Genomic DNA, 12,975 nt, shown 5'->3' with positions numbered 1-12,975 from the left:
ATAAGTCTTCGTCCTGGGAAGCCGGCGCGCCAAATGGGCGCGCGAGCGAAGGGCCGAAGTCCGCGGTCATGCCGCAACGGGAAGTTCGCGCAGGCGGCGCGTCTTATCCTGCTGGGGGTGTCTCACCTTCTTTTGACGTCGCCATGTCTTGTACTTTCTACAAGACGCCTCGGGCGCACGCCGTATTTTCGCGACTTGCAGCTTCGTCCAGCAGGGCGTCATACACCCGGAAACGCGAAGCTGAAAGCTAAATTCTTTTTAACCAAAATTCCGTTACCGTCGAAGCCGACCTTGACCGAACGCGCCTATGGGCGCCGTCCCTGCCGGGTGCTGACTTCGTGCGTGCAACTTGTTGCATCTCATTTTCAGGGCGAGCAACCAGACCCCGGCGCAAGTAAAATAACGGTTTATCGCTTGCGCTCGTGCAGTCCACCCGCATTCCGGACACTGCGCCGGCCGTCGCGGACTGCTGGGCAAATTATATTCAGAATGAAAGAGTTAGGCAAAACATCCCAGAGATCGGTTGCAGGCGCGGCCGGATCGGTCGCAAGCGACCAGGTTTCGCTGATCGAAATCGACGACAGCTCGGCCGGTCAGCGTATCGATAATTTCCTGTTGCGCGTCTGTAAGGGCGTGCCGAAGAGCCATATTTACCGCATTCTGCGTAGCGGCGAAGTGCGGGTCAACAAGGGTCGTATCGACGCGCAATACCGGCTCGAGCTGGGCGATCTGGTGCGCGTGCCGCCGATCCGCGTCGCGCAGCCCAATGAGGTCCCGGCCCACGTGCCTGTGCCCGAGGGCGGCTTTCACATCCTGTTCGAAGACGAGCATCTTCTCGTGATCGACAAGCCGGCCGGGGTCGCGGTCCACGGTGGCAGCGGCGTCGCGTTCGGCGTGATCGAGCAGATGCGCGCGGCGCGGCCGCAGGCGAAGTTCCTCGAACTCGTGCATCGGCTGGATCGCGAGACCTCGGGCATCCTGATGCTAGCGAAAAAGCGCGCGGCGCTCGTCAATCTGCACGAGCAGATTCGCGAGAACCGCATGGACAAGCGCTACTACGCGTGCGTGCACGGCGAATGGGCGAGCGACTGGGGCCGCCGCCGCGCGGTGAAGGAGCCGCTGCATAAGTATCTGACCGCCGACGGCGAGCGCCGGGTGCGCGTCCAGGCGGATGGCCTCGCGTCCCACACGGTCTTCAATCTGATCGACCGCTGGCCGGACTACGCGCTGCTGGAGGCCGAACTGAAAACGGGGCGCACGCATCAGATTCGCGTGCATCTGCAACATCTGGCGCTGCCGATCGTCGGCGACGCCAAATACGGCGATTTCGCGCTGAACAAGGCGCTCGCGCGCGCCAACGCGAAGCCGGGCATCAAACGTATGTTTTTGCACGCTTATCGGCTTAAGCTCACGCATCCGGCCACTGGCGCGCCTCTGCAGCTGGAGGCGCCGCTGCCGGCCGATTGCCGCGGCTTTATCGACCAACTCAACGAACTTCGAACTGGGTCCAACCCGGAGACGACCTTGCATGGCTAGAGAGCAATTTGACCTGATCGTGTTTGACTGGGATGGCACGCTGATGGATTCGACCGTGCACATCACGCGCAGCATCCAGGCGGCGTGTCGTGACCTCGGCTTGCCGGTTCCCGCCGACGAAGCCGCGAGCTATGTGATCGGCCTCGGCCTGCGCGACGCACTGCAGATTGCCGCGCCGACGCTCGATCCGGTCGACTATCCGCGGCTATCTGAGCGCTACCGCTTTCATTTTCTGGTAAAAGACCAGACCACCGAACTCTTCCCTGGGGTGCGCGAGATGCTTCAGGAGTTGCGCGACCTCGGCTACCTGCTCGCGGTCGCGACCGGCAAGAGCCGCGTCGGGCTGAACCGCGCGCTCGACCAGGCTCGCCTGACGAGCCTGTTTGACGGCACGCGCTGCGCTGACGAAACCTTCTCGAAGCCGCATCCGGCGATGCTGCACGAGCTGACCCGGGAATTGGGGCAGGACATCGCGCGCACCGTCATGATCGGCGATACGACGCACGATTTGCAGATGGCGCTCAACGCCGGCGTGACGGGCATCGGGGTGACCTATGGTGCGCATCCGGCGAATTCGCTGAATGCGATGTCGCCGAAGTTCGTCGCGTCGAGCGTCAGCGATCTGTCCGGCTGGTTGCGGGAGAACGCATGAGCACCGACGGCGTCGAGGCTGCTGCCGCTGCTGCGCAGGCCGTGCGCATCTGCTCGTCCGACGAACTGGTCGACGGCGGTGACGGCATCCGACGCGAAGCGCAACTCGGCGGACAGGAGGTGGTGGTGTTCTTCGTCCGCTATGATGGCCGCGCATACGGCTATCTGAATCGCTGCGCGCATGTGCCGATGGAGCTGGATTGGCAGGAGGGGCGGTTCTTCGAATCGTCCGGCTTATACTTGATGTGCGCGACACATGGCGCGATTTACGCGCCAGATACCGGCAAATGCGTGGGTGGTCCGTGTCGCGGAGGCAGATTGCGCCCCGTACAGGTCGAGGAGCGCGATACGCGCGAGGGCCGTGCGGTATTCTGGCTGCCTGACGGCGAATTGATGCCGCTCTCGCGCTGATTTTCCTTTCAATCTTTCCACTCTCCGCATGTCCGACAATTTGACCCCCGAAAAAGACCCGGCCTCGGGCGGCCGCTCCCGTCCGTCCGCCGACGAGCCGGGCTGGGAGCGGGCAGCTCTCGAGCGCATTGCCCTCGCCGCGATCACGGAGCAACGCGCCGCGCGGCGCTGGCGAATATTCTTCCGCTTTGTGTTCCTCGCCGTGCTCGTGCTGGCCGTGTGGGGCGTGCTGAACTTTTCGGGCGAGCGGGTTGCCACTACCGGCCGTCATACGGCGATGATTTCACTTGATGGTGAGATCGCGACGGATACGAACGCAAACGCTGAAGATATCAACACTGCGCTCGATTCTGCGTTCGAAGATTCCGACACGGCAGGCGTGATCCTGTACTGCAACAGCCCAGGAGGCAGTCCGGTGCAGGCGGGCATTATCAACAGCGAGATTCGGCGGCTGCGTGCCAAATATGCGTCCATACCGCTGTACGTCGTAGTCGGCGATATGTGTGCGTCGGGCGGCTACTACGCGGCCGCCGCGGCGGAGAAGATTTATGTCGACAAGGCGAGCATCGTCGGTTCGATCGGCGTCTTGATGGACAGCTTCGGTTTTACAGGCCTGATGGACAAGCTGGGGATTCAGCGTCGGCTGCACACATCGGGTGAGAACAAGGGCTTTTTCGATCCGTTCTCGCCGGAAACGCCGAAGATGGATGAGCATGCGCAGGACATGCTGGATCAGATCCACGCGCAGTTCATCGACGCCGTGCGTCAGGGACGCGGCAAGCGCCTGCATGAGACCCCAGACATGTTCTCGGGCCTGTTCTGGACCGGGCAGAAGAGCGTCGAACTCGGCCTCGCGGACGGATTTGGCGACGCGGATTACGTCGCGCGTGAGATCTTCAAAGCGCCGGATATCGTCGATTACACGGTAAAAGAGAGCATTACAGACCGTGTTGCGCGCAAATTCGGCGCGGCGGTCGGCGCGGGTGCAGTTCGAGCGATGGCCCTTGGCGCGAAGCTGAATCTGCATTGATCTCGCAGCCATGAGAAAGCCCGCGCGCCCGGTCGGTCTGACCGGTCGCGCGGGCTTTGGCTTTGCGGGCGCGGTTTCGGGCGCTCAGGCCGCCAGGATCAGAAAAATCGCCGGCCGTTTATGCAAATCGATCTCCGACTTCTTTTTCCAGTCGGAGACAGTCCGGCTCGCGATCGTTTCGGTCGGGAGCGTCAGATCGACCGCCACACAGACCAGCGTCGACGGTGCGCAGGTCGCCAGCAAGGTATCGAGCAGCGCACGATTCCGGTACGGTGTTTCGATGAAAATCTGCGTCTGCTTGCCCTTGCGCGACTGTTGTTCGAGATCGCGCAGCCGTTTGGCCCGCTCGGCGGCGTCGACGGGCAGGTAGCCGTGAAACGCAAAGCTTTGGCCGTTCAGCCCCGACGCCATCAGCGCGAGAAGAATCGAGCTCGGCCCGACCAGCGGCACAACCTTCACGCCGCGCTCGTGCGCGCGTCGCACAAGCAGTGCGCCCGGGTCCGCGACCGCCGGACAGCCGGCTTCGGAGACGAGACCCGCATCGGTCCCGGCCAGCAAGGGCGCCAGCAGTTTATCGATCTCACCGGCCGGCGTATTGACGTTCAGTTCTCGAATCTCGATTTCCTGAATCGGCCGCTCGGTGCCGACTTTCTTCAGGAACGCGCGCGTCGTTTTCGCGTTTTCGCCAATGTAATAGCGCAGTGACGCCGCGCGGGCGCGCACGGGGGCGGGCAGCACCAGGTCGAGCGCGCTCGCGTCGCCTTCGCCTAGGGTGTTCGGGATTAGATAGAGTGTGCCGGTCATCGTGCCCCCAAAAGCGGATAGCCGGCCGCGAGCAGCATGCTCGACAGTGCGATCAGTGGCAGGCCGACGAGCGCGGTGGGATCGTCGGAATGGATGGCTTCCAGCAGCGCGATGCCTAGGCCTTCGGATTTGGCGCTGCCGGCTACGTCGTAGGGCGTTTCGGCGTGCAGGTAGGCGTCGAGCGCCGCGTCAGGCAGGTTGCGAAAGCGCACACGTGTGATCACGTCGACGGTTTGCGCGCTGTTCGTCGCGCTGTCGAACAGACACAGCGCGCTATGGAACAGTACCTCGCGGCCGCGCATGGCCCGTAGTTGCGCCAACGCTTTGTCGTGTGTGCCGGGTTTGCCGATCTGCAGGCCGTCGTAGGTGGCAACCTGGTCGGAGCCGATCACGAGCACGTGCTCGTCGGCGGCGAGCCCTTGGGCTACCGCGCGGGCTTTGGCTTCGGCGAGGCGTAGCGCGGTGGCTTCGGGCGTTTCGCCCGCGAGCGGGGTTTCATCGATCGCGGGGACGACGACGTCGAACGGCACGCGCAGGCGTGCGAGCAACTCGCGGCGATAGGGCGAACTCGACGCCAGAATCAGGCGTGGCGGGCGTTTGGAGGAATCAGGCATGGTTTGCGGGCAACGGGAGAGTCGGGTCGTACGGGGTCGGGCACGTACGGGCTTAAGTGTTTGACTCGAAAAGACAAAACGGATATGATTTCGGGCTTTTCACGGTATGCTTGCGCTTGAAGGGGTCTCGGCGCGTTCAGCGGCTTTCCGAAGATCGAAGAAAGCGCAGTAGGCTTGAACGCAATGTCCGCGGGCTTCACCGGCTACCTCGCACACCGGATATCTTCGCGGCGGATCTGATCGTCCTTCGCGAATCACCCCGGCAACATGCTTGCCGACGCAGGAGCGCACATGACTCAACATCTTGGCAAACCTGCAGGTCTGTCCGACCCGCATGAACTCGATCTGTTCGAATTTGCGCGGAGTGGGCGTCAGGCCGCGGGTGTCGTGCGCGTCTCGCAACTGCCGCGCATGTTAAACGAAGTCCCGGCGGAAGCGCCAGATCGCGACACCGCGTTCACATGGCAAGCCGAAGGGACGACGCAGCCGGAATTGCAGGACGACGGCACCGAAGGTCCCCAGCCTTATCTTCGGCTGGCGGTTCACGGTGCCACGTGGCTCGAATGCCAGCGGTGCTTGACGCCGTATTCGCAGGCGTTCAACGTCGATGCAACTTACCGGATCGTCAATACGGAGGCGGAAGCTGAAGAGTTTCCGCTCGACGAGGATGAAGTCGAGGTGATCGTGGGTTCGCGCCAGTTCGATCTCATCGACTTGATCGAAGAAGAGTTGCTGCTTTCCTTGCCGCTCGTGCCCAAGCACGAGGTCTGCCCTGAGGTGCACGAGAGTCTGGTCTCGGGTGCGGACGGCAGTGAAGGCGAGGGCGATGAAGCTGCGCAGGACGAGGCTGGCGATGCCGGCGAGCAGGACCAGTCCACGGAGCGGCGCAATCCGTTCGCGGCGCTCGAAAGTCTGAAGCGCGACGAACCGGGCGGCAAAAAGCATTGAACAGTTGCAGGTGGCGCGATGCGGGCATATTGGCCGTTTGGCCAGTGGTTAAGACCGTATCGGGCTGTGTTAGAATTCGGAAAATTTTTTGGAGTTTTAGTCATGGCAGTTCAACAAAACAAGAAGTCGCCGTCGAAGCGCGGCATGCACCGTTCGCACGATTTCCTGACGGCAGCGCCGCTGGCCGTTGAGCCGAGCACGGGCGAAGTGCATCTGCGTCACCACATCAGCCCGAACGGCTACTATCGCGGCAAGAAAGTCGTCAAGACGAAGAACGACTAATCGTTGACTGCGATGCGCCCTACGGCGTTTCGCGTAGCGATCGGCTCGCTTGACATTTTCCTGGTTCGGCAAAAAGGCGGCATTCACTTGCCGCTTTTTTGTGTCAATCGCAGTTGGCGCTTTGGTGCATACTGCGATCCCAAGCAGAGCGTCTGAATTTCGTCGCACTCCATGACAGTAAAGCTCACGATAGATTGCATGGGAGGCGACCACGGCCCGTCCGTGACCGTTCCCGCTGCCGTCAACTTCGTTCGTTCGCATCCCGATGCGCAGTTGCTGCTCGTCGGCATTGAAAGTGCCATTCGTGCGCAGCTGAAGAAGCTCAAGGCTCAGGATCTGCCGGCACTGACCGTCCTGCCCGCCACCGAGGTCGTCGCAATGGACGATCCGGTCGAGGTCGCGCTGCGCAAGAAAAAAGATTCGTCAATGCGCGTGGCGCTGAACCGCGTCAAGGAAGGCGAGGCGCAAGCCTGCATTTCCGCCGGCAATACCGGCGCGCTGATGGCGGTTTCGCGTTATGTGCTGAAAACGCTGTCGGGCATCGAACGCCCGGCCATCGCGTTTGCCCTGCCCAATCCCACTGGCTATACGATGATGCTCGACCTGGGCGCCAACGTCGACTGCGAGCCGCAGCATCTGCTGCAGTTCGCGGAGATGGGGCACGCGCTCGTGTCCGCGCTCGAGGGCAAGGAGCGGCCCACAATCGGTCTGCTCAACATTGGCGAAGAAGTCATCAAGGGCAACGACATCATCAAGCGCGCCGGCGAACTGCTGCGTGCGAGTACACTGAACTTTCACGGCAATGTCGAAGGCGACGACATCTACAAGGGCACCGTCGACGTGATCGTCTGCGATGGCTTTGTCGGCAATGTCGCGCTGAAGACGTCGGAAGGTCTCGCGCAAATGCTGTCCAACATCATCAAGGAAGAGTTTGGCCGGTCGTGGCTGACCAAGGTGATGGCGGTGCTCGCGCTGCCGGTATTGATGCGCTTCAAGAAACGTGTCGATCATCGGCAATACAACGGCGCCGCGCTGCTCGGCTTGCGTGGCCTCGTGATCAAAAGCCACGGCTCCGCCGATGCCTACGCGTTTGAGTGGGCTATCAAACGCGGGTATGATGCCGTCAAAAACGGCGTGCTGGAGCGCCTTGCGCGAGCGATGGAAGAGAATGCGGGTTCTCTCGAACAGGCGGCGCGCGACGCAAGCGGTGCGGGTCACGCAAGCCCGATCGCAGGCCAGCCGGCCGAGCCCTACGCTGCGCAATCCTCGAAGGCATAATGGCTCAATCCACAATCTATTCCCGCGTGCTGGGCACCGGCAGCTGTCTGCCGCCCAACCGCGTCACCAATCAGGATCTGGCTGAGCGCCTCGCCAGACAAGGTGTCGAGACGAGCGACGAATGGATCGTCGCTCGCACGGGTATTCATGCCCGTCACTTCGCCGAAGCGGACGTCACGACCAGCGACCTCGCGCTGGTCGCTTCGCAGCGCGCGATCGAAGCGGCGGACATCGATCCGCAGTCCATCGACCTGATCGTCGTCGCCACCTCCACGCCGGACTTCGTATTCCCGAGTACCGCCTGCCTGCTGCAGAACAAGCTCGGCATCAAGAATCACGGCGCCGCGTTCGATGTGCAAGCGGTCTGCTCCGGCTTCGCGTACGCGGTCGCGACGGTTGACAGCCTGATCCGCAGCGGCCAGCATCGCACGGCCCTCGTGGTCGGCGCGGAAACCTTCTCGCGAATCCTCGACTTCAACGACCGCACCACCTGCGTGTTGTTCGGCGATGGCGCGGGCGCTGTAATCCTGCAGGCATCCGACGAACCGGGCGTGCTGGCAAGCGCGCTGCACGCGGACGGCAGCCACTCGAACATTCTCTGCACGCCGGGCAACGTGAACGGCGGCGTGGTCGCGGGCAGCGCATTCCTGCACATGGACGGCCAGGCGGTGTTCAAGCTCGCCGTCAACGTGCTCGAGAAGGTCGCTATCGAAGCATTGGAAAAAGCCGATCTGAAACCCGAGCAGATCGACTGGCTGATTCCGCATCAGGCCAATATCCGCATCATGCAAAGCACCTGTCGCAAGCTCGGCTTGCCGCAGGAGCGCATGGTCGTCACGGTGGGCGAGCACGGCAATACGTCGGCGGCGTCCATTCCGCTCGCATTTGATGTCGCGGTGCGCGACGGCCGGATCAAGCGCGGCCAGAACGTGCTGATCGAAGGCGTCGGCGGCGGCTTCACGTGGGGTGCGTCGGTCATCCGCTACTGAGCGCGACGACGCATCACAGGGCGCCATTGGCGGCGCCCGTGCGGCCAGAGCTACGCGCGCGCCATGCAGCACGCCGCGGCCGGCCGCCACATCCGATTAAACAGATTTTGGGGACGATATGAAATTCGCGTTCGTTTTTCCTGGGCAGGGTTCGCAGGCGGTCGGCATGCTGAACGCATTCGCCGATCATGCCATCGTGCGTGAGACGGTCCAGGAAGCGTCCGACGCACTCAATCAGGACCTCGGCAAATTGATCGCCGAAGGCCCCGCCGAAGATCTCAATCTCACCACCAACACCCAGCCGGTCATGTTGACCGCGGCCTACGCGATCTACCGTGCGTGGCAGCAGGCGGGCGGCCCGGCGCCGGCGATCGTTGCCGGCCACAGCCTCGGTGAGTACACGGCGCTCGTCGCGGCGGGCGCGCTCGCCTTCCGTGACGCGGTGCCGCTCGTGCGTTTCCGCGCGCAGGCGATGCAAACCGCGGTGCCGGTGGGCGAAGGCGGCATGGCCGCGATTCTCGGCCTCGACGACGACACGGTGCGCGCGGTCTGCGCGGAAGCGTCGGTGGCGGGTGTCGTCGAAGCCGTCAATTTCAACGCGCCGGCGCAAGTCGTGATCGCAGGCCACAAGGCCGCGGTCGAAAAGGCGTGCGAAGTCGCGAAGGCGAAGGGCGCGAAGCGCGCGCTGCCGCTGCCGGTCTCGGCGCCGTTCCATTCGTCGCTGCTCAAGCCCGCGTCGGACCAGCTGCGCGAATACCTCGCGAGCGTCGACGTGCAAGTGCCGTCGATTCCCGTCATCAACAACGTCGACGTCGCCGTGGTCAACGAGCCGGCCAAAATCAAGGACGCGCTCGTGCGTCAGGCGGCCGGTGCGGTGCGCTGGGTCGAATGCGTTCAGGCCATGGCCGCGCAGGGCGTCACGCACGTGATCGAGTGCGGCCCGGGCAAGGTGCTCGCCGGCTTGACCAAGCGTATCGACGGCAATCTCGTCGGCGCGTCGGTGTTCGATCCGGCCTCGCTCGAAGAAACGCTGAAGCTCGTGAAGGCCGGTTGAGCGCGCTTTCGCGAGCGGGCATCGACAGAGCCGCGCCGCGCGAGCGCGGTATCCCTCGGAAGAATCAACAACGATCAATGAGCCCGATTTGAAGGGCATCCGGACTGACAGATGGAAAAGACTCTCGACAAGCAGATCGCAATCGTGACGGGCGCGTCGCGCGGTATCGGCCGTGCGATCGCGATGGAACTCGCGCGTCAGGGCGCGACGGTCATCGGCACCGCAACGAGTGAAAGCGGCGCGGCCGCGATCTCCGAAGCGTTCAAGGCGGCCGGCTTGAACGGCCGCGGCGCCGTGCTCGACGTCAACGACGCGGCCGCCGCCGAAGCGCTGATCGATGGCACGGTCAAGGAATTCGGCGTGCTCAACGTGCTCGTGAACAACGCCGGCATCACGCAGGATCAACTTGCGATGCGCATGAAGGACGATGACTGGGACGCGGTGGTCGACACCAACCTGAAGTCGGTGTTCCGCCTGTCGCGTGCTGTGCTGCGTCCGATGATGAAAGCGAAGGGCGGGCGCATCATCAACATCACGTCGGTGGTCGGCTCGGCTGGCAACCCGGGGCAGATCAACTACGCAGCTGCGAAGGCCGGCGTCGCGGGCATGACACGCGCGCTCGCGCGCGAGATCGGCAGCCGCGGCATCACGGTCAATTGCGTGGCGCCCGGTTTCATCGATACCGACATGACGAAGGCGCTTCCCGAAGAGCAGCAGACCGCGCTGAAAACGCAAATTCCGCTCGGCCGTCTCGGCAGCCCTGAAGACATTGCGCATGCGGTCGCGTTCCTCGCGTCGCCGCAAGCGGGCTACATCACCGGCACGACGCTGCACGTGAACGGCGGCATGTATATGCAGTAACCGATTTCGGTTACTATCCGCGCCTTGATGCGTTAGTGGAAAGCACGAGGCGCATGCGTTGACAGGAACCCGAAGCGCTGCTTTTTTGCCGGGTCAAACCTGATAAAATGCGCGCACCTGTATTTTTGAACTTCTTTTCCCTTGGAGGGGTAATGGACAATATCGAACAGCGCGTCAAGAAGATCGTCGCGGAACAACTGGGCGTTGCGGAAGCGGAAATCAAGAACGAAGCGTCGTTCGTGAACGATCTCGGCGCCGACTCGCTCGACACCGTTGAGCTCGTGATGGCCCTCGAAGACGAATTCGGCATGGAAATTCCGGATGAAGAAGCCGAGAAGATCACCACCGTTCAGCAAGCGATCGACTACGCTCGCGCGAACGTCAAGGCCTAAGGTCATTCGCGCCTGCGTTTCTGCACAGGCCGCGCATGACGCCCTGCCGTGCCGCTTGTCGGCGCCCGCAGGGTCGGCGCTACTGGAAGTGTCTGTTGGCACGCCAGGCGCCACGCCGCTTGCCATGCAGGAGCCCGCGATGTTGACAGCGCAACTTTTCGCGCGATTGCCGACTTAAACAGCCACAGGGCACACAGGGCGATTCCTGTGGGCGCTGTGGCTTTTGCTTTTGTCATCTATGAAAAAGGGGTTACCGTGAGCCGCCGTCGTGTTGTTGTTACAGGCCTGGGGCTGATTTCGCCTGTTGGCAATAATGTTGCCGATGGCTGGGCCAATCTGGTCGCCGGCAAGTCTGGGATTGCCAATATCACGAAGTTCGATGCGTCGAACTTCTCGACTCGTTTCGCCGGCGAGGTGAAGGGCTTCAATATCGAGGACTACATCCCCGGTAAGGAAGCGCGTCACATGGATACGTTCATCCATTACGGCGTGGCTGCGGGCATCCAGGCGATGCAGGACAGCGGCCTCGAAGTCACCGACGAGAATTCGGAGCGCATCGGCGTCGTGGTTGGATCGGGTATCGGCGGCCTGCCGATGATCGAAATCACCCAAACCGAGTTGCTCAATCGCGGCCCGCGTCGCATTTCGCCGTTCTTCGTGCCGGCCTCGATCATCAACATGATCTCCGGCCATTTGTCGATCAAGTTCGGCATCAAGGGTCCGAATCTGTCGATCGTGACCGCGTGTACGACCGGTCTGCACTGCATCGGCGAGGCTTCGCGCCTGATCGAATACGGCGACGCCGACGTGATGATCGCCGGTGGCGCGGAATCGACCGTGTCGCCGCTCGGCATCGGCGGCTTTGCGGCGGCGCGCGCGCTGTCGCAACGCAATGACGATCCGGCGACGGCAAGCCGTCCGTGGGACAAGGATCGCGACGGCTTCGTGCTCGGCGAGGGCGCGGGCGTGATGGTGCTCGAAGAATACGAGCACGCGAAGGCGCGCGGTGCGAAGATCTACGCGGAAATCGGCGGCTACGGCATGAGCGGCGACGCGTATCACATGACCGCGCCGCTCGAAGACGGCGACGGCGCACGCCGCTGCATGCTCGCCGCGCTGAAGAACGCGGGCATCAATGGCGATCAGGTGAACTACCTGAACGCGCACGGCACGTCCACGCCGCTCGGCGATCTGGCGGAAACGACCGGTATCAAGCGGGCGTTCGGCGACCACGCGAAGGACATGGTCGTCAACTCGACCAAGTCGATGACGGGTCACCTGCTGGGCGGCGCCGGCGGTCTGGAGTCGGTGTTCACGGTGCTCGCCGTGCATCATCAGGTTTCGCCGCCGACCATCAATATCTTCAACCAGGACCCGGCCTGCGATCTCGATTACTGCGCGAACACCGCGAGGGACATGAAGATCGACGTCGCGCTGAAGAACTCGTTCGGGTTCGGCGGCACGAACGGCACGCTGGTGTTCAAGCGCGCCTGATCGCCTGATCACGGGTGACGCGTCAGCTCACGACGCCGGCTTCGCCGGCGCTTTCCCCCGAACCGGTGACCTTGGGCTGGGCGACGCGGCGGATTACGCTGCGTCGCTCGGTTGCAATGCGCGCCGCGTTGGGGGCGTTCGCGCTGATTGTGACGTTAGCCGTCTACACCTGCCTTGCGCCCCGGTTGGGCGCGTGGCAGGCCGCTCCGCTTACGCTTGCCGTGGCGGCGCTGCTCGCGCTGCGCATGGCAAGGCATCACGTGGCGCAGCCCGTCGCGCTGCATATCGCGATGGGCGAGATTTCCGCCTGGAACCGCGCGGGCGCGTTGCTCGCGCGTGGCCGCGTGGTCGGTTGCGCGCATTGGAGCGGCCGTCTGCTGGTGCTCGTGCTGGAGCGCGAGGGCGGTCAGCGACGCAATTCAACGCTCCAGCCGCGTGCTCGCACCTGCACCATGCTGTTTCCCGCCGACGCGCTGCCTCCCACTGTTTTTCGCGAACTTTCCGTGCTGGGCCGGCGTGCGGCCGGCGCCTGACTGTAACGACTGTAACCGCTGTTACCGTAGTAACGTGCCCTCACGAGGGGGACGCTACAATGGTCCCCCGCCATGCGCCCTATAGTTAACGGATTTAT

At 63.0% G+C, this 12,975-nt stretch carries 15 protein-coding genes; 13 read left to right on the top strand and 2 right to left on the bottom strand.

The features are described from left to right. Positions 1-489 precede the first annotated feature (489 nt). Genes CI15_RS11665 through CI15_RS11650 form a run of 4 tightly spaced genes read left to right on the top strand, consistent with a single transcriptional unit; the run spans position 490 to position 3,628 of the window. The gene (locus CI15_RS11665) at positions 490-1,536 is read left to right on the top strand and encodes an RluA family pseudouridine synthase (protein WP_062127856.1); all 1,047 of its coding nucleotides are present in this window, start codon (positions 490-492) and stop codon (positions 1,534-1,536) included. Continuing rightward, positions 1,529-2,188 carry an HAD-IIIA family hydrolase gene (locus CI15_RS11660; RefSeq protein ID WP_062127854.1) on the top strand — a complete coding sequence of 220 codons (660 nt, stop codon included), beginning with the start codon at positions 1,529-1,531 and terminating at the stop codon, positions 2,186-2,188. The genes CI15_RS11665 and CI15_RS11660 overlap by 8 nt, the downstream gene beginning before the upstream one ends. After that, entirely contained in the window at positions 2,185-2,598 is a 414-nt protein-coding gene (locus CI15_RS11655; protein WP_062127852.1) for a Rieske (2Fe-2S) protein, read from the top strand. Before CI15_RS11660 ends, CI15_RS11655 begins: the two co-directional genes overlap by 4 nt. 28 nt (positions 2,599-2,626) lie before the next feature. Further along, complete coding sequence (locus CI15_RS11650; protein ID WP_062127850.1) at positions 2,627-3,628, top strand: S49 family peptidase; 1,002 nt, start codon at positions 2,627-2,629, stop codon at positions 3,626-3,628. Positions 3,629-3,712: 84 nt separating this feature from the next. On the opposite strand, the gene CI15_RS11645 is transcribed toward CI15_RS11650, so the two are convergent. Continuing rightward, positions 3,713-4,432 (bottom strand): SAM-dependent methyltransferase, encoded by a 720-nt coding sequence (locus tag CI15_RS11645; RefSeq protein WP_062127848.1) that lies wholly within the window; start codon positions 4,430-4,432, stop codon positions 3,713-3,715. Next, complete coding sequence (locus CI15_RS11640; RefSeq protein ID WP_062127846.1) at positions 4,429-5,046, bottom strand: Maf-like protein; 618 nt, start codon at positions 5,044-5,046, stop codon at positions 4,429-4,431. The genes CI15_RS11645 and CI15_RS11640 overlap by 4 nt, the downstream gene beginning before the upstream one ends. A gap of 291 nt (positions 5,047-5,337) precedes the next feature. Between CI15_RS11640 and CI15_RS11635 the strand changes: the two genes are divergently transcribed. The 9 genes from CI15_RS11635 to CI15_RS11595 all read left to right on the top strand — a co-directional run bounded on the left by CI15_RS11635 (position 5,338) and on the right by CI15_RS11595 (position 12,877). Beyond that, positions 5,338-5,994 carry a DUF177 domain-containing protein gene (locus CI15_RS11635; RefSeq protein ID WP_062127844.1) on the top strand — a complete coding sequence of 219 codons (657 nt, stop codon included), beginning with the start codon at positions 5,338-5,340 and terminating at the stop codon, positions 5,992-5,994. A gap of 102 nt (positions 5,995-6,096) precedes the next feature. Continuing rightward, positions 6,097-6,276 carry a 50S ribosomal protein L32 gene (gene rpmF, locus CI15_RS11630; RefSeq protein WP_006401275.1) on the top strand — a complete coding sequence of 60 codons (180 nt, stop codon included), beginning with the start codon at positions 6,097-6,099 and terminating at the stop codon, positions 6,274-6,276. 171 nt (positions 6,277-6,447) lie between these two features. Next, positions 6,448-7,554, top strand: coding sequence for a phosphate acyltransferase PlsX (plsX, locus tag CI15_RS11625; RefSeq protein WP_062127842.1), 1,107 nt, complete (start codon positions 6,448-6,450; stop codon positions 7,552-7,554). Continuing rightward, entirely contained in the window at positions 7,554-8,543 is a 990-nt protein-coding gene (locus tag CI15_RS11620; RefSeq protein WP_062127840.1) for a beta-ketoacyl-ACP synthase III, read from the top strand. The genes plsX and CI15_RS11620 overlap by 1 nt, the downstream gene beginning before the upstream one ends. 118 nt (positions 8,544-8,661) lie before the next feature. After that, entirely contained in the window at positions 8,662-9,597 is a 936-nt protein-coding gene (gene fabD, locus CI15_RS11615; RefSeq protein ID WP_062127838.1) for an ACP S-malonyltransferase, read from the top strand. Between the two features lie 111 nt (positions 9,598-9,708). Further along, entirely contained in the window at positions 9,709-10,458 is a 750-nt protein-coding gene (fabG, locus tag CI15_RS11610; RefSeq protein ID WP_062127835.1) for a 3-oxoacyl-ACP reductase FabG, read from the top strand. A 152-nt stretch (positions 10,459-10,610) separates the two neighbouring features. After that, complete coding sequence (gene acpP / locus CI15_RS11605) at positions 10,611-10,850, top strand: acyl carrier protein (RefSeq protein WP_004197638.1); 240 nt, start codon at positions 10,611-10,613, stop codon at positions 10,848-10,850. A 255-nt stretch (positions 10,851-11,105) separates the two neighbouring features. Then, positions 11,106-12,344, top strand: coding sequence for a beta-ketoacyl-ACP synthase II (gene fabF / locus CI15_RS11600; protein ID WP_062127833.1), 1,239 nt, complete (start codon positions 11,106-11,108; stop codon positions 12,342-12,344). A gap of 14 nt (positions 12,345-12,358) precedes the next feature. Further along, complete coding sequence (locus CI15_RS11595) at positions 12,359-12,877, top strand: hypothetical protein (RefSeq protein ID WP_082814205.1); 519 nt, start codon at positions 12,359-12,361, stop codon at positions 12,875-12,877. Positions 12,878-12,975 lie beyond the last annotated feature (98 nt).

The organism is Paraburkholderia monticola (assembly GCF_001580545.1).
Classification (GTDB): domain Bacteria; phylum Pseudomonadota; class Gammaproteobacteria; order Burkholderiales; family Burkholderiaceae; genus Paraburkholderia; species Paraburkholderia monticola.
Note: the sequence above shows the minus strand (reverse complement) of the source record. Positions and strands in the feature narration are given on the sequence as shown.

Bases quoted from the DNA above. Each gene is read 5' to 3' on its own strand.
- CI15_RS11665 (WP_062127856.1), top strand. From the start codon at position 490: ATGAAAGAGTTAGGCAAAACATCCCAGAGATCGGTTGCAGGCGCGGCC.
- CI15_RS11660 (WP_062127854.1), top strand. From the start codon at position 1,529: ATGGCTAGAGAGCAATTTGACCTGATCGTGTTTGACTGGGATGGCACG.
- CI15_RS11655 (WP_062127852.1), top strand. From the start codon at position 2,185: ATGAGCACCGACGGCGTCGAGGCTGCTGCCGCTGCTGCGCAGGCCGTG.
- CI15_RS11650 (WP_062127850.1), top strand. From the start codon at position 2,627: ATGTCCGACAATTTGACCCCCGAAAAAGACCCGGCCTCGGGCGGCCGC.
- CI15_RS11645 (WP_062127848.1), bottom strand. From the start codon at position 4,432: ATGACCGGCACACTCTATCTAATCCCGAACACCCTAGGCGAAGGCGAC.
- CI15_RS11640 (WP_062127846.1), bottom strand. From the start codon at position 5,046: ATGCCTGATTCCTCCAAACGCCCGCCACGCCTGATTCTGGCGTCGAGT.
- CI15_RS11635 (WP_062127844.1), top strand. From the start codon at position 5,338: ATGACTCAACATCTTGGCAAACCTGCAGGTCTGTCCGACCCGCATGAA.
- rpmF (WP_006401275.1), top strand. From the start codon at position 6,097: ATGGCAGTTCAACAAAACAAGAAGTCGCCGTCGAAGCGCGGCATGCAC.
- plsX (WP_062127842.1), top strand. From the start codon at position 6,448: ATGACAGTAAAGCTCACGATAGATTGCATGGGAGGCGACCACGGCCCG.
- CI15_RS11620 (WP_062127840.1), top strand. From the start codon at position 7,554: ATGGCTCAATCCACAATCTATTCCCGCGTGCTGGGCACCGGCAGCTGT.
- fabD (WP_062127838.1), top strand. From the start codon at position 8,662: ATGAAATTCGCGTTCGTTTTTCCTGGGCAGGGTTCGCAGGCGGTCGGC.
- fabG (WP_062127835.1), top strand. From the start codon at position 9,709: ATGGAAAAGACTCTCGACAAGCAGATCGCAATCGTGACGGGCGCGTCG.
- acpP (WP_004197638.1), top strand. From the start codon at position 10,611: ATGGACAATATCGAACAGCGCGTCAAGAAGATCGTCGCGGAACAACTG.